27 protein-coding genes are annotated in these 23231 nt (G+C 41.6%); 22 read left to right on the forward strand and 5 right to left on the reverse strand.

The features are described from left to right. Position 1: 1 nt before the first annotated feature. From L0M85_RS01000 to L0M85_RS01015, 4 genes are all read left to right on the forward strand, one after another. Positions 2-358, forward strand: coding sequence for a hypothetical protein (locus L0M85_RS01000; RefSeq protein WP_238656172.1), 357 nt, complete (start codon positions 2-4; stop codon positions 356-358). A gap of 4 nt (positions 359-362) precedes the next feature. After that, entirely contained in the window at positions 363-1238 is an 876-nt protein-coding gene (locus L0M85_RS01005; protein WP_238656174.1) for an XRE/MutR family transcriptional regulator, read from the forward strand. Between the two features lie 21 nt (positions 1239-1259). Continuing rightward, complete coding sequence (locus L0M85_RS01010) at positions 1260-2438, forward strand: MFS transporter (RefSeq protein WP_238656175.1); 1179 nt, start codon at positions 1260-1262, stop codon at positions 2436-2438. Positions 2439-2546: 108 nt separating this feature from the next. Continuing rightward, positions 2547-3725 (forward strand): MFS transporter, encoded by a 1179-nt coding sequence (locus L0M85_RS01015; protein WP_238656177.1) that lies wholly within the window; start codon positions 2547-2549, stop codon positions 3723-3725. 32 nt (positions 3726-3757) lie between these two features. Here the strand turns inward: L0M85_RS01015 and L0M85_RS01020 are convergent, their stop codons facing one another. Genes L0M85_RS01020 through murT form a run of 3 tightly spaced genes read right to left on the reverse strand, consistent with a single transcriptional unit; the run spans position 3758 to position 6186 of the window. Further along, positions 3758-4048 carry a LapA family protein gene (locus tag L0M85_RS01020; RefSeq protein WP_048689338.1) on the reverse strand — a complete coding sequence of 97 codons (291 nt, stop codon included), beginning with the start codon at positions 4046-4048 and terminating at the stop codon, positions 3758-3760. Between the two features lie 9 nt (positions 4049-4057). After that, entirely contained in the window at positions 4058-4846 is a 789-nt protein-coding gene (gene gatD, locus L0M85_RS01025) for a lipid II isoglutaminyl synthase subunit GatD (protein WP_048789661.1), read from the reverse strand. Beyond that, entirely contained in the window at positions 4846-6186 is a 1341-nt protein-coding gene (gene murT / locus L0M85_RS01030) for a lipid II isoglutaminyl synthase subunit MurT (RefSeq protein ID WP_238656179.1), read from the reverse strand. The genes gatD and murT overlap by 1 nt, the downstream gene beginning before the upstream one ends. A 181-nt stretch (positions 6187-6367) precedes the next feature. Here murT and cdaA point away from each other — a divergent pair, with 181 nt between their 5' ends. The 10 genes from cdaA to whiA all read left to right on the forward strand — a co-directional run bounded on the left by cdaA (position 6368) and on the right by whiA (position 14670). Next, on the forward strand, positions 6368-7216 hold the full coding sequence (gene cdaA / locus L0M85_RS01035) for a diadenylate cyclase CdaA (protein ID WP_048689347.1): 849 nt from the start codon (positions 6368-6370) through the stop codon (positions 7214-7216). Beyond that, positions 7213-7953, forward strand: coding sequence for a CdaR family protein (locus L0M85_RS01040; RefSeq protein ID WP_048689349.1), 741 nt, complete (start codon positions 7213-7215; stop codon positions 7951-7953). The genes cdaA and L0M85_RS01040 overlap by 4 nt, the downstream gene beginning before the upstream one ends. A gap of 27 nt (positions 7954-7980) precedes the next feature. Next, complete coding sequence (gene glmM, locus L0M85_RS01045; RefSeq protein WP_238656181.1) at positions 7981-9336, forward strand: phosphoglucosamine mutase; 1356 nt, start codon at positions 7981-7983, stop codon at positions 9334-9336. Positions 9337-9701: 365 nt separating this feature from the next. Next, positions 9702-9833 carry a DUF4044 domain-containing protein gene (locus tag L0M85_RS01050; protein WP_065426872.1) on the forward strand — a complete coding sequence of 44 codons (132 nt, stop codon included), beginning with the start codon at positions 9702-9704 and terminating at the stop codon, positions 9831-9833. A 45-nt stretch (positions 9834-9878) separates the two neighbouring features. Beyond that, on the forward strand, positions 9879-11192 hold the full coding sequence (gene obgE / locus L0M85_RS01055) for a GTPase ObgE (RefSeq protein ID WP_048689356.1): 1314 nt from the start codon (positions 9879-9881) through the stop codon (positions 11190-11192). A 23-nt stretch (positions 11193-11215) separates the two neighbouring features. After that, positions 11216-11377: a hypothetical protein gene (locus L0M85_RS01060; RefSeq protein WP_006596601.1), complete on the forward strand. Its 162-nt coding sequence runs from the start codon at positions 11216-11218 to the stop codon at positions 11375-11377. A gap of 16 nt (positions 11378-11393) precedes the next feature. Then, positions 11394-11771 (forward strand): RidA family protein, encoded by a 378-nt coding sequence (locus L0M85_RS01065; protein WP_023022773.1) that lies wholly within the window; start codon positions 11394-11396, stop codon positions 11769-11771. A 111-nt stretch (positions 11772-11882) separates the two neighbouring features. Beyond that, the gene (gene rapZ, locus L0M85_RS01070; RefSeq protein ID WP_126404035.1) at positions 11883-12779 is read left to right on the forward strand and encodes an RNase adapter RapZ; all 897 of its coding nucleotides are present in this window, start codon (positions 11883-11885) and stop codon (positions 12777-12779) included. Then, positions 12776-13753 carry a YvcK family protein gene (locus L0M85_RS01075; protein ID WP_238656183.1) on the forward strand — a complete coding sequence of 326 codons (978 nt, stop codon included), beginning with the start codon at positions 12776-12778 and terminating at the stop codon, positions 13751-13753. The genes rapZ and L0M85_RS01075 overlap by 4 nt, the downstream gene beginning before the upstream one ends. Next, positions 13750-14670, forward strand: a complete 921-nt coding sequence (gene whiA, locus L0M85_RS01080; RefSeq protein WP_048689373.1) for a DNA-binding protein WhiA — start codon at positions 13750-13752, stop codon at positions 14668-14670. The genes L0M85_RS01075 and whiA overlap by 4 nt, the downstream gene beginning before the upstream one ends. 40 nt (positions 14671-14710) lie before the next feature. On the opposite strand, the gene L0M85_RS01085 is transcribed toward whiA, so the two are convergent. Then, entirely contained in the window at positions 14711-15679 is a 969-nt protein-coding gene (locus L0M85_RS01085) for an NAD(P)/FAD-dependent oxidoreductase (protein WP_238656185.1), read from the reverse strand. A gap of 205 nt (positions 15680-15884) precedes the next feature. Here L0M85_RS01085 and gla point away from each other — a divergent pair, with 205 nt between their 5' ends. From gla to rpsU, 4 genes are all read left to right on the forward strand, one after another. Then, positions 15885-16754, forward strand: a complete 870-nt coding sequence (gene gla, locus L0M85_RS01090) for an aquaglyceroporin Gla (RefSeq protein WP_048689380.1) — start codon at positions 15885-15887, stop codon at positions 16752-16754. A 126-nt stretch (positions 16755-16880) separates the two neighbouring features. After that, positions 16881-17504 carry a methyltransferase domain-containing protein gene (locus L0M85_RS01095; protein ID WP_125329602.1) on the forward strand — a complete coding sequence of 208 codons (624 nt, stop codon included), beginning with the start codon at positions 16881-16883 and terminating at the stop codon, positions 17502-17504. A gap of 30 nt (positions 17505-17534) precedes the next feature. After that, entirely contained in the window at positions 17535-17846 is a 312-nt protein-coding gene (locus L0M85_RS01100; RefSeq protein ID WP_048689384.1) for a hypothetical protein, read from the forward strand. 143 nt (positions 17847-17989) lie between these two features. After that, positions 17990-18166: a 30S ribosomal protein S21 gene (rpsU, locus tag L0M85_RS01105; RefSeq protein WP_000048054.1), complete on the forward strand. Its 177-nt coding sequence runs from the start codon at positions 17990-17992 to the stop codon at positions 18164-18166. A gap of 100 nt (positions 18167-18266) precedes the next feature. Here the strand turns inward: rpsU and mscL are convergent, their stop codons facing one another. Beyond that, positions 18267-18647 carry a large conductance mechanosensitive channel protein MscL gene (mscL, locus tag L0M85_RS01110; protein ID WP_238656187.1) on the reverse strand — a complete coding sequence of 127 codons (381 nt, stop codon included), beginning with the start codon at positions 18645-18647 and terminating at the stop codon, positions 18267-18269. A 238-nt stretch (positions 18648-18885) separates the two neighbouring features. Between mscL and dnaG the strand changes: the two genes are divergently transcribed. The 4 genes from dnaG to L0M85_RS01130 all read left to right on the forward strand — a co-directional run bounded on the left by dnaG (position 18886) and on the right by L0M85_RS01130 (position 23227). Continuing rightward, entirely contained in the window at positions 18886-20673 is a 1788-nt protein-coding gene (gene dnaG / locus L0M85_RS01115) for a DNA primase (protein WP_238656189.1), read from the forward strand. Between the two features lie 2 nt (positions 20674-20675). Next, positions 20676-21788, forward strand: coding sequence for an RNA polymerase sigma factor RpoD (rpoD, locus tag L0M85_RS01120; protein ID WP_048689399.1), 1113 nt, complete (start codon positions 20676-20678; stop codon positions 21786-21788). Between the two features lie 246 nt (positions 21789-22034). Next, positions 22035-22364: a metal-sulfur cluster assembly factor gene (locus tag L0M85_RS01125; RefSeq protein WP_006596590.1), complete on the forward strand. Its 330-nt coding sequence runs from the start codon at positions 22035-22037 to the stop codon at positions 22362-22364. Between the two features lie 155 nt (positions 22365-22519). Then, entirely contained in the window at positions 22520-23227 is a 708-nt protein-coding gene (locus L0M85_RS01130) for an ABC transporter ATP-binding protein (RefSeq protein WP_238656191.1), read from the forward strand. Positions 23228-23231 lie beyond the last annotated feature (4 nt).

Below are 23231 nucleotides of genomic sequence, written 5' to 3' on the forward strand. Positions count from 1 at the left end.
TATGGCGACTGAAAATGATTGGTTTATGAAGCAGATTAAAGGTGTAGCCGATATAATTGGTACAACTTTGCGCCTACAGATTCAGAATTTAGATTTGGGGCAGTACGAGGATGAGGAAGGAAAACTCATCAACGGGAATCACTATCTTCAGCAAGTTTTAGAAGAGCAGCGCTTTGCAGAGGCTATTTCTTTTGTTGAAGAGCAGATGAAACGCCTACCTCTTCATCAGTATGATCTATTGGTTGATTGGCTGATTTCTTACTTAAGACAATTAGATTTTTCCGTTAAAGAAGAACATGGATTCTACGAAGGGTACTTGCAAGAGTTAGAAAGGCACTTAAAGGAATTTAAGTGGTAATCAAATGGAAGATTTAGGCAAAGTTTTTCGTGAATTTCGAATCAGTAAAAATTATTCGTTGAAAGAAGCTGCAGGAGAAGCTTGCTCGACCTCCCAGTTATCCCGTTTTGAATTGGGGGAGTCGGATCTGGCTGCGTCGCGCTTCTTTGACATTTTGGACAATATCCATGTGACGATTGAGAATTTTATGGATAAGGCCAGAAATTTTCAACACCATGAGCATGTCGCTTTGATGGCTCAGATTATTCCGCTTTACTACTCAAATGATATTGCAGGTTTTCAAAAGCTTCAAGAAGAACAACTTGAAAAGGCAAAACATTCCACCAATCCCCTCTATTTTGAGCTGAACTGGATCCTGCTACAAGGCCTGATTTGCCAGAGAGATGCCAGCTTTACGATGAAGCAACGTGATCTGGACAAGGTGGCAGATTACCTCTTTCAAACGGAAGAATGGACCATGCATGAGTTGATCCTCTTTGGCAATCTCTATAGCTTTTATGATGTGGACTATGTCACACGGCTTGGGAGAGAAGTGATGGAGCGTGAAGATTTCTACAAAGAAATTGGTCGCCATCGCAAACTGGTCTTGATTCTAGCCCTGAATTGCTACCAGCATTGTTTAGAACACCGTTCTTTTGAAAACGCCAGCTATTTTGAAGCCTATGTAGAAAAGATTATCGGCAAGAGCATCAAGCTCTACGAACGCAATGTCTTTCATTATCTCAAGGGATTTGCCCTCTATCAGAAGGGGCAAACAGAAGAAGGGCGGCAGCAAATGAGGGAAGCCATGCACATTTTTGATGTGCTGGGACTGCCAGAGCAGGTGGCCTATTATCAAGAACACTTTGATAAATTTGTAAAAAATGAATGTTCTAAATAGGACAGTGATAAAGGAGATTTTATGAACCGACATGCGGTCCAATTAATTAGTCGTGGAGCTATTAACAAAATTGGAAATATGCTCTATGATTATGGGAATAGTGTCTGGCTGGCCTCGATGGGGACTATAGGAAAGACGGTATTAGGGATCTATCAGATTTCTGAGTTAGTGACAGGGATTCTCGTGAATCCTTTTGGAGGAGTGATTTCAGACCGTTTTTCTCGTCGCAAGATTTTGATGACGACCGACTTGGTTTGTGGACTACTTTGTTTGGCGATTTCTTTTATCACAAATGATAGCTTAATGATTGCGGCCCTTATTTTTGCCAATATTGTTCAGGCCGTTGCCTTTGGTTTTTCTCGACCTGCCAATAAAGCCATTATTAACGAGGTAGTAGAGAAAGAAGAGATTGTGACCTATAACGCTCACTTGGAGTTAGTCTTACAGGTTGTTAGTGTCTGTTCACCTGTTTTTTCTTTCCTAGTTCTACAATTTGCCAGTCTTCATATGACCCTCTTATTAGATGCGCTGACCTTTTTCATTGCCTTTTTCCTAGTGGCTTTCCTTCCGAAAGAAGAAGCTAAGGTGCAAGAGAGGAAACAGTTTACCGGGAAAGATATTTTTTCTGATATCAAGGATGGGTTAGACTATATCTGGCATCAGAAAGAGATTTTCTTTCTCTTGTTGGTGGCTTCTAGCGTCAATTTCTTTTTTGCAGCTTTTGAGTTTTTACTTCCCTTCTCGAATCATCTATACGGGGTTAAAGGAGCTTATGCGACCATTTTAACGCTGGGAGCTATTGGATCTATTCTAGGAGCACTTGTTGCCAATAAAATGAAATCAAGTATGAAAATTCTCCTGTTTTTACTGATCATGGCAGGGGTTGGAGTGTTCATAATGGGCTTGCCTCTTCCGCCTTATCTTTCCTTTTCAGGAAATTTGGTCTGTGAATTTTTTGTGACCATTTTCGACATCCACGTTTTTACCCAAGTACAAACCAAGGTGGAAGATGATTATCTAGGTAGAGTATTGAGCACAATTTATACCTTGGCTGTTCTCTTTATGCCCATCGCCAAAGGGTTGATGACTTGGTTGCCAAGTGTCCGCATGGAATCATTTCTCTTGATTGGAGCTGGAGTTATTCTCTTTTCACTCTTGGCTCAGCTAGTAGCTAAGCAGCTTCCATCAAAAGAACAGTAGGGATCCTTTGATAAATTTGTAAACCATTATTTTTCCCAAATAAGGGACAAAATGAAAACCTCTTTCATGAACTGATACAATAGTTTCAGAAAATGAAGGAGGTTTTTTATGAATCGACATGCTATCCAGCTGATTGCTCGTGGGGCGATCAATCGAATGGGAAATATGCTCTATGATTATGGGAACAGTGTTTGGCTGGCCTCGATGGGGACGGTAGGAAAGACAGTGTTGGGGATCTATCAGATCTCTGAACTCGTCACCTCCATTCTAGTCAATCCATTTGGTGGCGTGATCTCAGACCGTTTTTCCCGTCGCAAGATTTTGATGACGACCGACTTGGTTTGTGGTCTCCTTTGTTTGGGCATTTCCTTAATCAGGAATAATCGTTGGATGATTGCAGCCCTGATTGTTGCCAATATTGTCCAGGCCATTGCCTTTGTATTTTCTCGTACTGCTAATAAAGCTATTATCACAGAAGTTGTAGAGAAGGACGAGATTGTGACCTATAATGCCCACTTGGAGTTGGTCTTACAGGTTGTTAGTGTCTGTTCACCTGTATTCTCTTTCCTTGTTTTACAATTTGCCAGTCTCCATGCGACTCTCTTACTGGATGCGCTAACTTTTTTCATCGCCTTTGTCCTAGTAGCATTCCTTCCGAAAGAAGAAGCCAAGGTTCAGGAAAAGAAAAAATTTACGGGAAAAGATATTTTTTTGGATATGAAAGATGGACTAGACTATATCTGGCATCAAAAAGAGATTTTCTTCCTCCTCTTGGTGGCTTCCAGTGTCAATTTCTTTTTTGCAGCCTTTGAATTTTTACTTCCTTTTTCCAATCGCCTTTATGGGGTCAAAGGAGCCTATACGACCATCTTAACCTTGGGCGCTATCGGCTCTATCATCGGAGCCTTGATCGCCAATAAATTTAAATCAAGCATGGAGATGCTTCTCTTTTTATTGATTTTAACAGGAGTGGGAGTCTTCATGATGGGCTTGCCCCTTCCGCCTTTTCTTTCCTTTTCGGGAAATTTAGTCTGTGAACTCTTTATGACAATTTTTAATATCCACTTTTTTACTCAGGTTCAAACTAAGGTAGAAGGAGACTACCTGGGCCGTGTCTTAAGCACCATTTTTACCTTGGCCATTCTCTTTATGCCTGTGGCTAAAGGCTTGATGACCTGGTTACCAAGTGTCCGAGTAGAATCCTTTCTCCTGATTGGAGCTGGCGTTATTCTCTTTTCACTCTTAGCTCAAGTAGTCGCCAAGCACCTACAAGCAAAAAATCATTAGAACAACATGAAAAAAGCACCGATTGGTGCTTTTTAGTTTTCGATTTGTTTGATTTTTTCTTCTTTATCACCTGACATCTTTTGTCCTAGTTGTTTTTTCGCAGTTTTTAACTCATGTTTTAATGAGAAATTTTTTGGAAGGCTGACTAAGAAAGTCACCAGCGAACCAAGAAGGACACAAACCAGAATCAAAATGATGAGCGGGAGTTTAAATTGGACCAGCAAAAAGTTTACAGTCACCGTTTGCATATTGGCCAAGGAAATAATCGCAATAAGCAAGACTGCAATCAGTAGTGCAACATATTGTAGTTTTCGTTTATTCATTTTGTCTCCCTATTCTTCTATTTCAGCTTTGCTTTTCACATCAGCGTATTCTTCTGCTTTTTCAAGGCTTAAGATATCATTGTAAGTCGCTAAGACGATGTCTTGTCCATATTTTTTCTTTAGAGCTGTTGTCACCAAGCGATAGGCCAAATTGGCGTTGCGAGACAAGATAGGGCCGTGGAAGTAGCTACCAAAGACGTTTTTGTAATGAACGCCTTCGCAACCATCTTCTTTATTGTTCCCATTTCCGTAGACGACCTTGCCCAGCGGTTTTTCATCCTCTGCCAAGAAGGTCCGACCTTGGTGGTTCTCAAAACCATAGTAGGTTTCATTGAACTCTTCATTATGGATCTTGATGTCTCCAATATAGCGATTGTTGACTTGGTTGAGGGTATAGTGCCCCATAATACCAAGTCCCTCAATGCGTTTACCAGAAGCTTCAATATAGTACTGGCCTAGAAGCTGAAATCCACCACAGATAGCAAGGACCACCCCATCGTTATGAATGAAGCGTTCGATGTCTTCTTTTTTATCTGGTAGATCTTCTGATACAATGGTCTGTTCGTAGTCTTGGCCTCCACCGAAAAAGGCAATATCGTAGGTGTCTGGATCAAAGCGGTCTTTGAGCGAAACGATGTCAACAGTGACATGAGCACCAAGTTTCTCCGCAACGTACTTGAGCATGAGGATATTTCCATTGTCCCCATAAGTATTCATCAGATTCCCATAAAGATGGGCAATTCTCAATTCATATTGGTAGTTTTCCTGATCAGGGGATTGTAGTGAAGTATACGTCATTAATTCATCTCCTTTTCAATCAGGTGTTCTTGAGCTAGCAATTCACGGAATTCTAGCATGGCCGTATAGGTGACTAAAATATAGGCGTGAGGAGTAGCCTGTCCTTTAATCTGGGTAAAGACATCCTCTAATTTTGCATTTTCAGTAATCTGGTCAGCCGGATAGCCTGTAACCCGAAGTCGTCGAGCAATTTCTGAGTGGCGTACCCCACCGGCGTTGATTTCTGGAATGTCCATCTGGGTGATTTGCTCAAAGTCGGCATCCCAGATCCAGCTGGTATCAATCCCATCTGCATAGTTGGCGTTGAGAAGAACGGACAAACTGAAGGGATACGGCGCTAGTTTGATCATTTCAATAGCCTGAGTAGCTCCAACCGGGTTTTTGATCAGGATTAGGGTACATTCTTTATCCCCAATCTTAAAGGTTTCCTGACGACCAAAGACAGCCTTACTCTTATCGAAACCACGCTTAATGACGTCTGGGCTTACATCAAAATAATGGGCCACCGCAACTGCAGCAAGGGCGTTGTAAATATTGTATAGGCCCCCGATATTGATGTGGTAGTTTGTACCGTTGATCTTAAAGTGAGAAGAAGTATTGGTCAGCTCGGTCAATTCATCGACAGCGACTGTTAAAGGAGGACGGTGGAAGCCACAGCTTTCACAAATGTAATCTCCCAGATTCGCATAGGTATTCAAGTGGTAGGTCAAGATTCTATGACATTCTGGGCAGACGATACCTTCTGTATTGTAATGAGCTAGCTGTGGAGCAGTTTTTTCCGTCTCAAAGCCAAAATATTGAATGGGATTTGGTAGGGGAAGGGTATGGAAAAGAGGACTATCCCCATTCATCAAAACAGTTGCTTGAGGCGCTTTTTTAATCCCATCTAAAATCATCCGATAAGTTGTGTAGATTTCTCCGTAGCGGTCCATTTGATCGCGGAAGATATTGGTGATCACAAACAAGGTCGGTGTGATGTAGTCACAAATCCGAGACAGACTGGCTTCATCAATTTCAAGAACAGCGATCGGACGACCAGAAGAACCTTTTGCGTTCAAGAAAGTAGTCGTAATCCCTGAAATCATATTGGCACCACTAGGATTGGTCACGATAGGTCCGAAAGCCTCCTGAAGAATCCCAACAGTGAGAGCTGTTGTTAGTGTTTTCCCATTCGTACCAGTGATAACCACAATTTCGTAGTTCTGGCCCAGATGTTGTAAAATGTCTTTATCAATTTGAAGGGCGATTTTTCCGGGAAGGGTAGAGCCACGTCCAAGCATACGCAAGAGGTGACTGCTCATTTTTCCGGCGATAAGCCCCATACTAGTCTTAATCTTCATAATTCATATTTTATCACAAAAAGCAACAGAAGGTTACAGAAAAATCTGTTGAAACATGATATAATGATGTGGAGTGGTTTGAACGCGCTATCCATTTTCTAGAAGCTCTGCTGTTGCCAGTAAGTATCTACAATGGTTAGTCGCGCGAAAAGCCTAGAAGAGAAGTGGTAGGTATGAGATTGTGAACATCCAACAACTGTCAAATCCCCAGTATTGGGCTAGTTTATTTCCCACTCCCTGGAGTGTGGTTGTCAACCTTATTGACATTGCCCTAGTGGCTTGGTTACTGTATTATTTTATCAAAGCCATTGTCGGCACTAAAATTATGATTTTGGTGCGTGGTGTTTTGACCTTTTTCTTATTTGAGTTAGTTGCCAATATGATTGGCTTGACGACCATTTCTTGGTTGATTAACCAAATCATCACATACGGGGTCATTGCTGCGGTAGTGATTTTCTCTCCGGAAATTCGGACGGGATTAGAACGATTAGGTCGAGCCACTGAATTTTTCTCAACCAATCAAATTAGTACTGAAGAAAAATTGGTTCAATCTTATGTAAAAGCGGTTGCTTATATGAGCCCTCGGAAGATTGGTGCCTTGGTTGCGATTCAAGGAAGTAGAACCCTTCAAGAATATATTTCTACTGGTATTCCCCTTGATGCAGATGTTTCGGGTGAACTTCTGATTAATATTTTTATCCCCAACACCCCGCTTCACGATGGGGCAGTGATTGTCACCAATGATAAAATTGCTGTATCTTGTGCCTATCTCCCCTTAACAGAAAGTACTGGGATTTCAAAAGAGTTCGGTACACGGCACCGGGCAGCCATCGGCTTATCCGAGGTAAGTGATGCCTTCACCTTTGTTATTTCGGAAGAAACAGGTGGTATCTCTATAACGAGAAATGGAAGTTTTAGACACGACCTCAGTATCGAAGAATTCGAACAAGAGTTGCGTTCTTTCATTATTCCAGAAGATCAAGGAAAAAAAGATTTGAAATCAAGAATTTTTGGAGGACGTATCAAATGATTCCAAAAAGAAAAATTGTCTATATCGTGACCTCCGTCTTTTTCTCAAGTCTCTTATTCATCAATGCAACCTCTGTTAATTTCCAGAATAACAGTAGTGCCCGTCAAGTGAGTTCTGAAACTTACACCAATACTCTTACCAATATTCCGATTGATGTAAAATACAACGATAGTAAATATTTTGTCAGTGGGATTAGTTCAGAAGTGACAGTCTTTCTGAAAGGATCTAACCGTGTTGCCTTAGCATCAGAGATGCAGGCTAGTACTCGTAAATTTAAAGTGGTTGCTGATTTAAGTGATCTGAAAGAAGGCCAGCATGAAATCACATTAAATATTGAAGGCTTACCTTCTGGTTTAACAGCAACCATCGAGCCTCAGAGGGTAACTGCAAAAATTGGTAAGAAGATGACGAAAAAGTTTGATGTTTCCGTCACTATACCTGATAAACAGATTGCTCCAGGGTGGAGTCTCTCACATGTTACTTTCTCTGAAGATGAAGTATCTGTGACAAGTGACCAAGATACTTTAGCTAAAATTGATCATGTGGAAGCCATCTTCCCTGAAGGAGATCTCTTGAACAATACCTACACTGCAACCGTATCAATGAAGGCAGTAGATAGTGAAGGGAATGATTTACCAGTCATTATCTCTCCATCAGAACTCTACATGAAGGTTGAGCTGAAACAAACAAGTTCCAGCTCTTCATCGACCAGTTCTTCATCACATAATAGCAATTAATATAGATTCATCGAAAGGAATATCATAATGGGTAAATATTTTGGAACGGACGGAGTCCGTGGAGAAGCAAACGTCGAATTGACACCAGAGTTGGCCTTTAAGCTCGGTCGATACGGAGGGTATGTCCTCAGTCAACATGAAAAAGAAACGCCACTTGTTTTCGTAGGACGAGACACTCGTATTTCTGGTGAAATGTTGGAAAGTGCGCTTGTTGCGGGTCTCTTATCTGTAGGGATTAAAGTATACAAACTCGGTGTGATTGCGACACCAGGTGTAGCTTATTTGGTTCGTTCTGAAGGGGCAAGTGCTGGGGTCATGATTTCTGCCAGCCACAATCCAGCTCTAGACAACGGGATTAAATTCTTCGGGAATGATGGCTATAAACTGGATGATGACCGTGAATTAGAGATTGAAGCCTTATTGGATGCGGAGGCGGATACTCTTCCTCGTCCTAGTGCAGAAGGTCTTGGCACTGTGATGGATTATCCTGAAGGACTTCGTAAGTATCAAGAATACTTAGTTTCAACTGGAACCCAGCTTGAAGGAATGCACGTGGCTCTAGATGCTGCGAATGGTTCTGCATCTACAAGCGCCCGTCAAGTCTTTGCTGACCTAGGAGCACGTTTGACAGTTATTGGAGAAAGCCCAAATGGTCTCAATATCAATGACCAAGTGGGTTCGACCCATCCTGAGGCTTTGCAGGAGGCTGTCCGAGAATCTGGTGCGGCTATTGGTTTGGCTTTTGATGGTGATAGTGACCGTTTGATTGCAGTAGATGAAAATGGGGACCTAGTTGATGGTGATAAAATCATGTACATCATTGGGACCTACCTTTCTGAGAAGGGGCTCTTAAAAGATAACACCATCGTAACGACCGTTATGTCCAATCTTGGCTTCCATAAGGCTTTGGATGCCAAGGGTATTAACAAGGTTGTGACTGCTGTCGGAGACCGCTATGTAGTTGAAGAGATGCGGAAGTCTGGTTACAATCTAGGTGGTGAACAGTCTGGTCACGTGATTGTCATGGACTACAATACCACTGGAGATGGTCAGATGAGTGCTGTTCAATTGACCAAGATTATGCAAGAAACTGGTCGTACATTATCAGACCTTGCATCGGAAGTTACCATCTATCCTCAAAAATTGGTCAATATCCGTGTTGAAAATAGCATGAAAGACAAGGCTATGGAAGTCCCTGCTATTCGTGCGATTATTGAAAAGATGGAAGCTGAAATGGCTGGAAATGGTCGCATCTTAGTGCGTCCAAGTGGTACCGAACCTCTTCTTCGTGTCATGGCAGAAGCTCCGACTGATGAAGAAGTGGATTACTATGTGGATACAATTGCTACAGTAGTCAAAGATGAAATTGGTCTTGAAGTTTAAATAATATAAGTAAACTTTCTAAAATAGAGTTTGAAAGGTTGGCTGAAAAAATACGTTGAATGATGAGGCCCATAGCCCTCATGACAACAGTTCTCTTTTCAATTACTTTTGTTCAAGCCATTCAAGCAGGAAACACCCTGATCTTGGCTTATCCTAAAGAAATAACTTTAATATCATCGTTTTTAAAAGGCTGGAATTTTCCAGTCTTTTTTGTTAGTTAGATGAAAAGGGATTTGAACAAGTGTGGATGTTTAAAAAAATATTTCATCCAATAGTCCTCTTTCGTATAGAGGTGGATGTTTGAAAAATGCCCTTATTCGTGGTAAAATAGGGCTAATGAATTTATTGTAATTGAGGTAAAAAACGTGGCTTTTGGAGACAACGGAAAACGCAAAAAAACTTTCTTTGAAAAATTGACCATGGTGGTCATTGTAATTATGTTGATTGTAACGGTTGGAGCAATCTTTGCTGCAGCTTTGGGTGCACTATCCTACTAAGGGACTACCAAGCAACACTTGGTTATAAAAGGAAAACGATAAACTATGAGTATGTTTTTAGATACAGCCAAGATTAAGGTCAAGGCTGGAAATGGCGGCGATGGCATGGTGGCCTTTCGCCGTGAAAAGTATGTTCCCAATGGCGGCCCTTGGGGTGGTGATGGTGGACGAGGAGGCAATGTCATCTTCGTTGTAGACGAAGGTTTGCGCACGCTGATGGACTTCCGCTATAACCGGCATTTCAAAGCCCAAAATGGGGAAAAGGGAATGACCAAAGGAATGCACGGACGGGGAGCAGAAGATCTCTATGTACGAGTTCCCCAAGGAACGACTGTCCGAGATGCTGAGACAGGCAAGGTCATTACCGACTTGGTTGAAAATGGGCAAGAGTACATTGTTGCCCATGGTGGACGTGGAGGACGCGGAAATATCCGTTTTGCCACTCCTAAAAATCCAGCACCTGAGATTTCAGAAAATGGGGAACCTGGTCAGGAACGCGAACTCGAATTAGAACTCAAAGTCTTGGCAGACGTTGGCTTGGTTGGCTTCCCATCAGTAGGAAAATCAACTCTTCTCAGTGTGATTACATCTGCCAAACCAAAAATCGGAGCCTATCATTTTACAACTATCGTTCCAAACTTGGGGATGGTTCGGACGCCGTCAGGTGAATCCTTTGCAGTCGCAGACCTTCCTGGATTGATCGAAGGAGCTAGCCAAGGGGTCGGGTTAGGAACCCAGTTCCTTCGTCACATCGAGCGCACCCGTGTTATCTTGCATATCATCGATATGTCAGCCAGTGAAGGACGAGATCCTTATGAAGATTACATTCAAATCAACAAAGAGCTTGAAACATATAATCTTCGCTTGATGGAACGTCCTCAGATTATCGTGGCGAATAAGATGGATATGCCAGAGAGCCAGGAAAATTTGAAAGAGTTCAAGAAAAAATTGGCGGCCAACTACGACGAGTTTGATGAACTGCCACAAATCTTCCCAATCTCTAGTTTAGCGCATCAAGGTTTGGACAACTTGTTAGAAGCAACAGCAGACTTGTTAGACAAAACACCAGAATTCTTGCTCTATACAGAAGAAGATATGGCGCAAGAAGAAGTCTACTACGGCTTTGATGAGGACCAACCAGCCTTCAAGATTAATCGTGATGATGATGCTTCTTGGATCTTGTCCGGTGATAAGCTAGAGAAGCTCTTCAATATGACCAATTTTGATCGCGACGAGTCTGTCATGAAGTTTGCGCGTCAATTGCGCGGAATGGGTGTCGATGAAGCCCTTCGTGCGCGTGGTGCCAAAGACGGAGATATCGTTCGGATCGGTAAATTTGAATTTGAATTTGTTGACTAGTTAGAGCTAAAGAGGAGAAGAAGATGGGAGATAAACCTATATCCTTTCGTGATAAAGACGGAAATTTTGTCTCTGCTGCAGACGTTTGGAATGCAGAAAAATTGGAAGAACTCTTTAATAAGCTGAATCCCAAACGTAAGTTACGCTTAGAACGGGAAAAATTAGCAGCATCCAGTGAAAATTAGGAATCAGGAGAAGAAAATGGCAAAAACAATTCACACAGACAAAGCACCGGCAGCAATTGGACCTTATGTTCAAGGAAAAATTGTAGGCAATCTTTTATTTGCAAGTGGGCAAGTACCTCTTTCACCAGAAACTGGTGAAATTGTTGGAGAAACCATCCAAGAACAAACCCAACAAGTCTTGAAGAATATTTCTGCTATCCTTGAAGAAGCTGGAACGGACTTTGATCACGTAGTGAAAACAACTTGTTTCTTAAGTGATATGAATGATTTTGTACCTTTTAACGAGGTATACAAAACAGCTTTTTCAAGTGAATTTCCAGCACGTTCTGCAGTAGAAGTGGCTCGCTTGCCACGCGATGTCAAAATCGAAATTGAAGTCATTGCAGAAGTTTAGTCTGAATAGAGGAATGCATTCGGGTAAAAAGAATGTTGGAGTGAGAGCCATCGACTGACCAACTGGAAAGATGATGCCCTCCTCCTTTTTTGTAAGGAAAAGGTGATTAGGATGACAGATACAGAAAAGACCATTCAACTGGTCATTGTAACAGGAATGAGTGGTGCAGGAAAGACCGTAGCCATTCAATCCTTTGAAGATATGGGCTATTTCACCATCGACAATATGCCACCAGCTCTCTTGCCGAAGTTCATTGAGCTGATTCAACTTTCGATGGACAATAACAAGTTGGCTCTCGTCGTGGATATGCGTAGTCGGTCTTTCTTTGCAGAAATTCGCTCCATTTTAGACGAATTAGAGAACCACGAAGGGATTGATTTTAAAATTCTCTTTTTGGATGCGACCGATAGTGAATTGGTTGCTCGCTACAAAGAGACTCGTCGTAGCCATCCACTGGCTGCTGATGGGCGTGTCTTGGATGGGATTACATTGGAACGGGAACTTTTGGCTCCACTTAAAAACATGAGTCAAAATGTCATTGATACGACGGAACTAACGCCTCGTAATCTTCGTAAAGTGATTGCTGAACAATTCTCCAGACAAGATAGTCAGCCTGAGTTTCGGATTGAAGTCATGTCCTTTGGCTTTAAGTATGGTTTGCCTTTAGATGCAGACTTGGTCTTTGATGTTCGTTTCCTACCGAATCCTTATTACCAACCAGAGCTACGGAATCAAACGGGGCTAGATGATGATGTCTATAACTATGTCATGAATCACAAAGAATCAGAGGAGTTTTATCGTCATCTTTACGATTTGATTGCTCCCATCTTGCCTGCATATAAACGAGAAGGAAAATCCGTTTTGACAATTGCAGTGGGCTGTACAGGTGGTCAACACCGTTCAGTAGCCTTTGCTGCTCGTCTTGGACGGGATCTAGAGAAAGATTGGACGGTTAATATGAGTCATCGCGACAAAGACCGACGGAAAGAAACGGTGAATCGTTCATGAGAAAACCAAAAATGACCGTCATCGGAGGCGGTACAGGGATTTCTGTCATCTTGGATAGCCTTCGGAAAAAGGATGTTGAAATTACGGCTATTGTGACAGTGGCGGATGATGGGGGTAGTTCTGGGGAACTTCGAAAAAATATTCATCAATTGACACCACCAGGTGACTTGCGTAATGTGCTAGTAGCCATGTCTGACATGCCTCGTTTTTATGAAAAAGTCTTTCAATATCGTTTTGCAGAAGACGATGGGCCACTAGCTGGTCATCCTCTTGGGAATTTGATCATTGCCGGGATTTCTGAAATGCAGGGCTCGACCTATAATGCCATGCAATTGCTGACTAAATTTTTCCATACGACAGGAAAAATTTATCCTTCCAGCGATGTACCGTTGACCCTTCATGCCGTCTTTACGGATGGGTCAGAGGTCGCAGGTGAGAGTGAAATCGCCCATCATGAGGGAATGATTGATTATGTCTATGTCACCAATACCTATAATGATGAGACACCGAAAGCGAGTCGAAAAGTAGTAGATGCGATTTTAGAAAGTGATATGGTGATTTTAGGACCGGGTTCTCTTTTTACATCAATCCTTCCTAATCTAGTGATTGAAGAAATTGGACAGGCCTTGCTTGAGACGAAAGCAGAGGTTGCTTATGTCTGCAATATCATGACCCAACGTGGGGAGACAGAACACTTTACCGATAGTGACCATGTTTCCGTCCTTCATAAACACTTGAAGAAGCCGTTTATTGATACTGTTTTAGTCAATATTGAAAAAGTCCCTCAAGAATATATGGACACGAATCGCTTTGATGAATACCTGGTTCAAGTAGAACACGATTTTGCAGGTTTAAAATTGCAGGTTCCCCGAGTTATTTCAAGCAATTTCCTTCGCTTGGAAAACGGCGGCGCCTTCCATGATGGAGGAGCTGTGGTAGATGAGTTGATGCAAATTGTACAGGTGATTAAATGAGTTTTACCATTAAAGTAAAAGAAGAGCTCTTGACCCTTCATCGCTTTGAGAAAAGTGAGTTATCTGCTCTGATTAAGATGTCAGGTAGTTTGGGATTGAGTATGGGGGGCTTAAGTTTGTCTTTGACAACGGAGAATGCTAAGATTGCCCGCCATATCTATGAATTAATTGTAGAGTTTTATCAGGTCAAATCGGACATTCGTCACCACCAAAAAACCAATTTAAAAAAGAATCGCGTCTATACTGTTTCTATTGATGAAAAAGTCGAAGAGATTCTTGCAGACCTGCACTTAGCAGATTCTTTCTTTGGTATTGAGACAGGGATTGACCCAAGAATTTTAGAAGAAGATGAAGCAAGTCGAGCTTATCTGAGAGGTGCTTTCTTAGCAAGTGGGACCATCAAGGATCCGGAGTCTGGCCGCTATCAATTAGAGATTAGCTCTGTTTATTCCGACCATGCCCAGGACTTGGCCAACCTCATGCAACACTTTTTGTTAGATGCCAAGACCATCGAACGCAAAAAAGGAGTCGTTACCTATTTGCAGAGGGCAGAGGATATTATTGATTTCCTTATCTTGGTAGAAGCCAAGCAGGCTTTGGAAGAATTTGAGTCTGTCAAGGTCATGCGAGAAGCGCGCAATGATCTCAATCGAGCCAATAATGCTGAAATGGCCAATATTGCGCGGACGGTCACAGCTAGTATGAAGACCATTAACAATATCGTCAAAATTATGGATACCATCGGATTAGGTGGTCTTCCTGTCGAGCTTCAGGAAGTTGCCTATGTTCGAATCCAGAATCCCGACTATTCTATCCAGCAAATTGCGGATGCACTGAAAACTCCCTTAACCAAAAGTGGCGTCAATCATCGCTTGCGAAAAATCAATAAGATAGCAGACGAGCTAGATGAACTATAAGAAAAAAAACCTTTGAATCAGTTGATTCAAAGGTTTCTTCTTACAAACTAGTCGAATGGACTGGTTGAACTTTCTTATCTGGATAAATGTAGTTTATCGCATTATTTACCGCAGTCGGAGCCTCGCCCAGACCAGTAGCAATCAAATCGATTTTTCCTTCGTAGAAGCAACAGTCGCCACAAGCGTAGATGCCTTCTCGGCTGGTCTCTTGTTTGCGGTTCACGAGGATCTTATGGCGTTGGAGGTCCAAGCCCCATTCTTTCAATTTCCCAACGGATGATTTAAAGCCATAGTTGACAAAGAGTTCATCGATGGGGAGTAATTGGGTTTCATCTGATTTAACCTTGCTAATTTCCAGATGGCTAGCACGGCCATTTTCTCCGATTAAACGGCTAGGAACATAAGGAGTTTGAATAGAGACGGACGAAGCCTTCAATTCTTCAACACTGTGTTCGAGAGCGCGGAAATTATCACGACGATGGACCAGAGTTGTCGGTGCGATTTTTTCAAAGGCTAGAGCCCAATCGACTGCTGAATCTCCTCCTCCTAGAATAGCAACTTGTTTGCCGGCATATTGTTGGATATTTGAAACATGGTAGTGAACGTTCTCGAATTCTTCAGCCCCATCCACTTCTAAAGGACGAGGTTTAAAGGCACCACCACCCATCGCAATAATAACAGCACGACTGAAATGCTGGTCTTTATTGGTTTCAATGAGGAAGTGATTCTCGTTTTTACGAATGTCCAAAACGGTTTCGTTCAGACAAATGTCAGACTCGAATGTTTCTAATTGATCGATCAACCGTTGGGACAATTCTTCTCCAGTCAGGTTCGTAAAACCAGGGACATCCAGGATTCGTTTTTCAGGATAGAGAATAGCGGGTTGACCACCTAGTTGAGGAAGGGAATCAATCAATTTTACTTTTACTTGACGCATATGGCCATAGAAGGCAGCAAAGAGTCCTACAGGGCCTCCACCGATAATGGTAATGTCATAGATTTCAGACATGAGATCTCCTTTGTGATGTGTAACTAGTCCTATTGTATCATAATTCGGAGATAAATAGAAAGTGGAGGAGGGTACAAGGATTAAAAAGAATGAATCAGGGGATTGAGATATATTTTTTAAAAATAATGTTCGGTTTATTTACAAGTGTTCGATAATCTGTTAGAATAAATTATTATTATTTTTTTTATAAGGAGATTATTCAAAAATGCAATTTGATTTTTGGGTTAAAGTTGCGACCGAATTTATTGCAACAGCATTATTGATTATTTTAGGAAATGGTGCCGTTGCAAACGTTGAGTTGAAGGGTACCAAGGGGCATCAAAGTGGATGGCTCGTGATTGCGATTGGCTACGGAATAGGTGTTATGATGCCAGCCTTGATGTTTGGTAACGTTTCTGGTAACCATATCAACCCTGCCTTTACGATTGGTCTTGCAGTTAGCGGACTCTTCCCTTGGGAAAATGTTTTATACTACATCGTTGCTCAACTTCTTGGGGCTATGTTTGGGCAATTGGTTGTCGTTGCGACTCACCGTCCTTACTACCTTCAAACTGAAAATCCAAACAATATCTTGGGAACATTCTCAACGATTTCTAGCTTGGATAAAGGAACTCCAGAATCACGTAAAGCAGCAACCATCAATGGTTTCGTCAATGAGTTTGCTGGATCATTCGTCCTTTTCTTCGGTGCACTTGCCTTGACAAAACACTTCTTTGGTGCAGAGGTTGCTTCTCTAGCTCAAAGAGCAGCGACTGAGCAGGGAGGGATTTTTGATGCTTCTTCAACAGCCGCAAAATTGGCTTTGTCACAAGCACATGCTCCTGGTTTAGGAGTGGCTCACTTGGCACTTGGATTCCTCGTTATGGCTTTGGTGACATCACTTGGTGGTCCTACAGGACCTGGTTTGAACCCTGCACGTGACCTTGGTCCACGTTTGGTTCACGCTTTCCTTCCAAAATCTGTTTTAGGTGAACACAAGGGAGATTCAAAATGGTGGTACGCTTGGGTACCAGTTGTAGCACCAATCTTGGCTGCAATCGTTGCTATTGCCCTCTTTACCTTCCTTTATAAGTAAGACCAGAACACTTTTCGTAGACATTACGGAAAGTGTTTTTTTAAGAAAGTTTCGTGTAGAAACAATAATTAAGTCTGTTTTTTTATGGGGCTTTAATTGTGTTATTTTAATAAAGGAGTTAGTAGCTTGTTAATTATAATTATTACCATCTGCTTATTATTTTTATATTTCTTAATGCATCATCTAATTCAGCAGTCAAAGAATCCTACAGGAATACTCGGGAAAGGAATGATGAAAATTTGGAATTATACTTATTTTCCTATGTATGTGTGGGCAACCAGACAACTGGATAAAAATGATGTCCATAGAATACTAGATGTAGGAGTAGGAAACGGTCGTTCAAGTATCTTTTTGAAAGAAATCTATCCAAGAAGTACAGTTATAGGAATCGATAGTTCAGCAACTGCTATCTCAGAAGCGAAGGATTCGGAAAGTTTAAACCTTAAGTTTGAACGAAAAGATGTTAGAAAGACAGGTTATCCTGATGAAACGTTTGATTTAATAACAGGCTTTCAAACGCATTTTCATTGGGAGGATATAGAGACTTCATTTACGGAGTTAAGAAGAGTTCTTACATCAGATGGACTGCTTTTGCTAGCTTGTGAATGGCAAAAATTAGTTTATTTCTTGCCACAATTCAAAGTGGAGGATGAGTTTAGTAAGTTCTTGTCGTCAAAAGGACTGAATCTTTTAACAAGTCAGAAGAGTGGGCGATGGATTCTTTATAAGATTGTAAAAGAGACGAATTAAGTCAGTAAATGCTTATTATTAGGAGTAGGGATGAAAGAAAGGAATATAATAAAAGATAATAGAAGAGCTGGTTATTTTAGTTTTCTATATTATTTGCATGAGGAGAAAGAGTTTCATTCAGACGCACTTGTTGCTCTTTGTCAGTATCTAGAAAGGATGGATTCTGTTAGTCTTGAGCAACTGAAAGACTTACGTTGGATTGAATGTCAAATTTTGCGCCATATGGTCTATCATTTTGATCCAAATGATCTAAGTAGAATTCGCAATCTCCCAACGAATTATTGGGAGGAATTGGAAGCATTCGAACAAGTAGTGTCAAAGCTTTATGATCGTTATGAATGAAAGGATTTTCCAAAATCTGAAATTCTAGCACAGTTTTGAAGCTAAGATGATGGTGAGAGATGAATTCCTTTAACTTTTTCTTGACAATCTACAGAATTCCGTGTAGAATAGAATAGATCTTGAACTTGAAGGGAGTGAAAAACATGTCAAAAACAGTAGTACGTAAGAATGAATCTCTTGACGATGCTCTTCGTCGTTTCAAACGCGCGGTTACTAAAGCTGGTACTCTTCAAGAAACACGCAAACGTGAATTCTATGAAAAACCTTCTGTAAAACGTAAACGTAAATCAGAAGCAGCTCGTAAACGTAAAAAATTCTAATTGAATACAAGAACAGACTTCGGTCTGTTTTTTGTTTCTCTAAAAAATTGAAGATAAAAAACCCGACCTTCTAGCTAGAAGATCGGATCTTTTTATCTGATTATTTGTTAGCAAGCAAGTCGCGGATTTCAGCAAGTAACTCTTCTTGAGTAGGAGCAGCAGCTTCTTCTTCAGCAGCTTCCTCTTTTTTACCAAGGTTTTGAGCTTTCTCAGCAGCTTTTACTACGAAGAAAAGAACAGTACCAACAAAAAGGAAGTTGATAACAGCGCTCAAGAAGCTACCGTAAGCAACACCGTTCCATGACAATTGTGCAATCTTTTCAACACCAGCAGCTTTCATAGCTGGGTTCAAAATAAGTGGAGTGATGATATCGTTAACAAATGATGTTACGATAGCTCCAAATGCAGCTCCGATAACGACTGCGACAGCAAGGTCAACAATATTCCCACGAAGGAGAAAAGCTTTCAAATCTTTTAACATATCCTAAATATGTCCTTTCATAATAAATTTTACAGGGCATAGTATAACTAAAATTTTTTTCGTATTCAATAAATATGCTCAAATTTTTTTAAAAAGTTGATTTAAGAAAAATGGAGGCTTTCAAAACTCAGGAAAAATGTGGAAAAATCGGGTGAAAATCAATACGGATGATTTACAATTGACAAAAATTAGTTTAAAATAGTTAATGATATTCTATGGTAAAATGGAGGCACTGTTTATGGTTGACAAACAACTGATTTCAGAAATAAAAAACAGTGTGAATATTGTAGATGTAATCGGAGAAGTCGTTCAATTGACAAAGGCAGGACGAAACTTTTTAGGTCTCTGCCCTTTTCATGGTGAAAAGACGCCTTCTTTCAATGTGGTCGAGGATAAACAATTCTATCATTGTTTTGGTTGTGGTCGCTCAGGCGATGTTTTTAAGTTTATCGAAGACTATCGTGGTGTCTCCTTCATGGAAGCTGTTCAAACTGTCGGAGATCAGGTGGGCATTCGTGTCCAGACTCTTCCTCCAAGTCAGTCTAGGCCCCAACAAGCAGATGGGAAACAGCCCTTCTATGAGATCCATCAAGAGGCTGCCAAGTTCTATCATGCCATCTTGATGACGACAAAGATGGGTGAAGAGGCTCGGCAATACTTGTATGATCGAGGGCTTGATGATGAGGTTCTTCGGCATTTTCAAATAGGGCTTGCACCAGCAGAAGGAAATTATCTGCTTCAGAGTGTTTCAGGGAAGTTTTCAGAAAATATTCTGGCCGACTCAGGTTTATTTCATATTAGTGATAGGGGGATCATGTATGATGCGTTTCAAGATCGCATCATGTTTCCCTTGTCGGATGATACTGGCCGAGTCATTGCCTTTTCTGGTCGACTCTGGCGTGAACCAGTTGAGGGAGCAAAGCCTCAGGGGAAATACAAGAACAGCCGCGGTACGCTCCTTTTTAACAAGAGTTATGAGCTCTACCATTTGGACAAGGCCAAGCAGGTCGCTAAGAGGAACCATGAGCTTTATCTGATGGAAGGATTCATGGATGTCATCGCAGCCTACCGAGCTGGGATTGAGAATGCCGTTGCTTCTATGGGGACAGCCCTCACGCAGGAACATGTGGCTCATCTGAGCAAATTTACCAAAAAGGTTATCTTGGCCTATGATGGGGATAAGGCGGGAAGGCTGGCGACAGCAAAAGCTTTGGAGGTCCTGGAAAAACAGGAGGTAGAGGTCGTCCAGATTCCTGATCAGATGGACCCAGACGAGTATCTCAATAAGAATTCTCCTCAGGCTTTGGCGGATTTATTGGAAAAAACACGTCTCAGTCGCGTAGAGTTTCTCATGGATTATTGGAAGCCAGACAATATTGAAAATTTGCAGGCGCAGATTGAATTTGTCGAAAAAATGGCTCCCTTAATTGCTCAGACGCCATCTGTAACGGCACAGAATACCTATATATACAAATTAGCTGATCTGTTGGTAGACTTTGATTATTTGCAGGTGGAACAAACAGTAAATGCTAGTCGCCTACAGATGCGGAGTCAGCGTCAGGAGCAAGGACAAGTTCAGGCCCAGGCTCCAGTTGCTAGTCCAACTGTTGTCCAAAAGCAACTGCCTCGTCTGGTCCGGGCGGAGAATCATCTCCTTCATCGGATGAATGCTTTTCCTTATGTTTTGAATGAATATCGTCTTCGGACAGATTTTTCATTTGATACCCCTGCCTTACAGACCTTGTACCAACTTCTTTGTCAAAATGGAGAAGTGACATCGCAGGATTTGTCAGAGCAGACAGAGGAGGTGCAACGAGCTTGGTATCTGATGCTAGAAGAAAATTTACCGGATGAAATAGCGGAGAATGAGTTGGAAGAAGTGGAAGAAACGAGAAATCGTGAGCTTCTCCGTAAAGAAAGTCAACAAATAGGAAAGAAAGTCCGAGAAGCCTCTCACAGTGGAGATGCGGATCAGGCTTTGTTGGAACTCGAGCGCTTAATCGCTCAAAAAAGAAGAATGGAGTAGGAATGGCGAAAGAACAAAAAGATATCACAACTTTAGATGTCCAAATTGCAGAGTTTATTCGTAGTCATAAGAAAAGTGGTACTGCAACAGATGATGAAATCAATGATCAATTGGTCATTCCTTTTACCTTGGATGCCGATGGGATTGATGATTTGTTGCAACGAATTCAAGATGCAGGGATTTCCATCACGGATAAGGAAGGAAATCCAAGTGCGCGTGTCCTGAACAATGAAGAGGAAGAACCAGAGTTGACGGATGAGGAATTGCTTGGAAGTAACTCTGCTAAGGTAAATGACCCAGTACGGATGTACTTGAAAGAAATTGGGGTCGTTCCTCTTTTGACCAATGAAGAAGAGCAAGAATTGGCCATCTTGGTGGAACAAGGAGACTTGGAAGCCAAGCAACGTCTTGCAGAAGCCAACCTTCGTTTGGTTGTATCCATTGCGAAGCGCTACGTTGGTCGTGGGATGCAATTCTTGGATTTGATCCAAGAAGGAAATATGGGCTTGATGAAGGCGGTAGATAAGTTTGACTATACCAAAGGGTTCAAGTTCTCTACCTATGCCACTTGGTGGATTCGTCAGGCCATCACTCGTGCTATTGCAGACCAAGCCCGTACTATTCGAATTCCTGTACACATGGTGGAAACCATCAACAAGTTGGTTCGTGAACAACGCAATCTTTTGCAAGAATTGGGACAAGATCCAACACCTGAACAAATCGCTGAACGCATGGATATGACGCCAGATAAGGTCCGTGAAATCTTGAAGATTGCTCAAGAGCCTGTTTCTCTTGAAACACCAATCGGGGAAGAAGACGATAGCCATTTGGGAGATTTCATCGAAGACGAAGTAATTGAAAATCCAGTAGACTACACCACTCGTGTGGTTCTCCGCGAACAATTGGATGAAGTCCTCGATACCCTGACAGACCGCGAAGAAAATGTGCTTCGTTTGCGTTTCGGTTTGGATGATGGAAAAATGCGGACCTTGGAAGATGTGGGGAAAGTCTTCAATGTAACCCGTGAACGGATCCGACAGATCGAAGCCAAAGCCCTCCGTAAACTCCGCCACCCAAGCAGAAGCAAACCATTGCGCGATTTTATAGAGGATTAAAAATGTCCAGTGGACATTTTTAACGGCTACCCAAAAACAAGAGAGTGGCCAGGTCCGGGGGATCTTTTTAACCCGAGCCAAGAAATTCGGAAGCGAGGAATGTCCAGTGGACATTTTTAACGGTCGCCTAGAAATGTAAAAGCAATCTAGGTCCGGGTGCCCTTTTCTAGAGCCCTTTGAATCTAGGGCTTGCTGTAAACAAAAAAATTCTTCCTGGGGTTGAACCGAGTGAAGAAGGAGTAAAGAATGAGTTATACGACAGAAGAAATCGAACAAATTAAAAACCGTATTCTTGAAAATCTAGAGCAGGTCATCGATCCTGAATTAGGTATAGATATTGTCAACCTTGGTTTGGTCTACGAAATTCGGTTTGATGGTGAAACTGGTGAAACAGAAATCGATATGACCCTCACCACCATGGGCTGTCCATTGGCAGACTTGCTGACGGATCAGATTTATGATGCTTTAACAGGAATGGAAGAAGTGACCAAGGTCGATGTGAAATTGGTCTGGTATCCAGCTTGGACAGTTGAGAAGATGAGCCGCTATGCGCGAATTGCTCTAGGAATTAAATAAAATTGTTTTAAAGGAGGGACAGATGTCCCTCTTTTTTAGTGAAGATGGTTTGAATGTCAAATAGTACGAATATTATATCTTCTTTTACGATTATATCTTGCAATCACTTCTTAGTAAGGTTATAATAGAATCATTATTAAATTAAGGAGAAGATTATGAATCAGTACCCTTTGGTCTACTTAGACCATGTTCAAAAAGTGTATGGTAAGCACATTGCCTTATATGATGTGAGTGTCAATATTCAACCGGGTCGTATCATTGGTTTGTTAGGACCAAATGGAAGTGGGAAAACAACCATCATTAAATTAGTGAATGGGCTTTTGCAACCAACTTCTGGTAATGTCTACATCCATGGTGAAGTGCCGTCTGCAAAAACCAAACAAGTCGTTTCTTATTTACCAGATACAACTTATTTGGATGAAAATATGAAGATTTCAGAAACCCTTCGTTTCTTCCAAGACTTCTATAAAGATTTCAATGTGCAACGTGCCTATCAATTGTTGAACGATTTACAATTGCACCCAGAGCAAAAATTGAAACAACTCTCTAAAGGGAATAAAGAAAAAGTTCAATTAATTTTGGTCATGAGCCGTGAAGCGGATTTGTACATTCTTGATGAACCAATTGGTGGAGTGGACCCTGCTGCGCGTGACTACATTCTTAGAACCATCATTCAAAATCGTCGTCCAAACTCATCAGTATTGATTTCAACCCACTTGATTGCGGACGTTGAACAAGTCTTGGATGAAGCGCTCTTTATCAATCAAGGTCGTATTCTGTTGCATGAAAACACAACTGTTTTACGTAACCAATACGGTAAATCGATTGATGAGATCTTCCGTGAACAATTTAGAATGTATTAGGAGG

It is taken from the genome of Streptococcus sp. DFI.7.26 (assembly GCF_022240605.1).
Classification (GTDB): domain Bacteria; phylum Bacillota; class Bacilli; order Lactobacillales; family Streptococcaceae; genus Streptococcus; species Streptococcus xiaochunlingii.

Excerpts from the sequence above, each read along its gene's own strand:
- L0M85_RS01060 (WP_006596601.1), top strand. The coding sequence starts at position 11,216 with ATGGGAGATAAACCTATATCCTTTCGTGATAAAGACGGAAATTTTGTC.
- L0M85_RS01100 (WP_048689384.1), top strand. The coding sequence starts at position 17,535 with ATGAAAGAAAGGAATATAATAAAAGATAATAGAAGAGCTGGTTATTTT.
- L0M85_RS01085 (WP_238656185.1), bottom strand. The coding sequence starts at position 15,679 with ATGTCTGAAATCTATGACATTACCATTATCGGTGGAGGCCCTGTAGGA.
- L0M85_RS01125 (WP_006596590.1), top strand. The coding sequence starts at position 22,035 with ATGAGTTATACGACAGAAGAAATCGAACAAATTAAAAACCGTATTCTT.
- rapZ (WP_126404035.1), top strand. The coding sequence starts at position 11,883 with ATGACAGATACAGAAAAGACCATTCAACTGGTCATTGTAACAGGAATG.
- L0M85_RS01005 (WP_238656174.1), top strand. The coding sequence starts at position 363 with ATGGAAGATTTAGGCAAAGTTTTTCGTGAATTTCGAATCAGTAAAAAT.
- whiA (WP_048689373.1), top strand. The coding sequence starts at position 13,750 with ATGAGTTTTACCATTAAAGTAAAAGAAGAGCTCTTGACCCTTCATCGC.
- L0M85_RS01010 (WP_238656175.1), top strand. The coding sequence starts at position 1,260 with ATGAACCGACATGCGGTCCAATTAATTAGTCGTGGAGCTATTAACAAA.
- L0M85_RS01065 (WP_023022773.1), top strand. The coding sequence starts at position 11,394 with ATGGCAAAAACAATTCACACAGACAAAGCACCGGCAGCAATTGGACCT.
- L0M85_RS01075 (WP_238656183.1), top strand. The coding sequence starts at position 12,776 with ATGAGAAAACCAAAAATGACCGTCATCGGAGGCGGTACAGGGATTTCT.
- L0M85_RS01000 (WP_238656172.1), top strand. The coding sequence starts at position 2 with ATGGCGACTGAAAATGATTGGTTTATGAAGCAGATTAAAGGTGTAGCC.
- dnaG (WP_238656189.1), top strand. The coding sequence starts at position 18,886 with ATGGTTGACAAACAACTGATTTCAGAAATAAAAAACAGTGTGAATATT.
- rpsU (WP_000048054.1), top strand. The coding sequence starts at position 17,990 with ATGTCAAAAACAGTAGTACGTAAGAATGAATCTCTTGACGATGCTCTT.
- rpoD (WP_048689399.1), top strand. The coding sequence starts at position 20,676 with ATGGCGAAAGAACAAAAAGATATCACAACTTTAGATGTCCAAATTGCA.
- L0M85_RS01130 (WP_238656191.1), top strand. The coding sequence starts at position 22,520 with ATGAATCAGTACCCTTTGGTCTACTTAGACCATGTTCAAAAAGTGTAT.
- L0M85_RS01015 (WP_238656177.1), top strand. The coding sequence starts at position 2,547 with ATGAATCGACATGCTATCCAGCTGATTGCTCGTGGGGCGATCAATCGA.
- gla (WP_048689380.1), top strand. The coding sequence starts at position 15,885 with ATGCAATTTGATTTTTGGGTTAAAGTTGCGACCGAATTTATTGCAACA.
- L0M85_RS01020 (WP_048689338.1), bottom strand. The coding sequence starts at position 4,048 with ATGAATAAACGAAAACTACAATATGTTGCACTACTGATTGCAGTCTTG.
- glmM (WP_238656181.1), top strand. The coding sequence starts at position 7,981 with ATGGGTAAATATTTTGGAACGGACGGAGTCCGTGGAGAAGCAAACGTC.
- mscL (WP_238656187.1), bottom strand. The coding sequence starts at position 18,647 with ATGTTAAAAGATTTGAAAGCTTTTCTCCTTCGTGGGAATATTGTTGAC.
- murT (WP_238656179.1), bottom strand. The coding sequence starts at position 6,186 with ATGAAGATTAAGACTAGTATGGGGCTTATCGCCGGAAAAATGAGCAGT.
- obgE (WP_048689356.1), top strand. The coding sequence starts at position 9,879 with ATGAGTATGTTTTTAGATACAGCCAAGATTAAGGTCAAGGCTGGAAAT.
- L0M85_RS01040 (WP_048689349.1), top strand. The coding sequence starts at position 7,213 with ATGATTCCAAAAAGAAAAATTGTCTATATCGTGACCTCCGTCTTTTTC.
- gatD (WP_048789661.1), bottom strand. The coding sequence starts at position 4,846 with ATGACGTATACTTCACTACAATCCCCTGATCAGGAAAACTACCAATAT.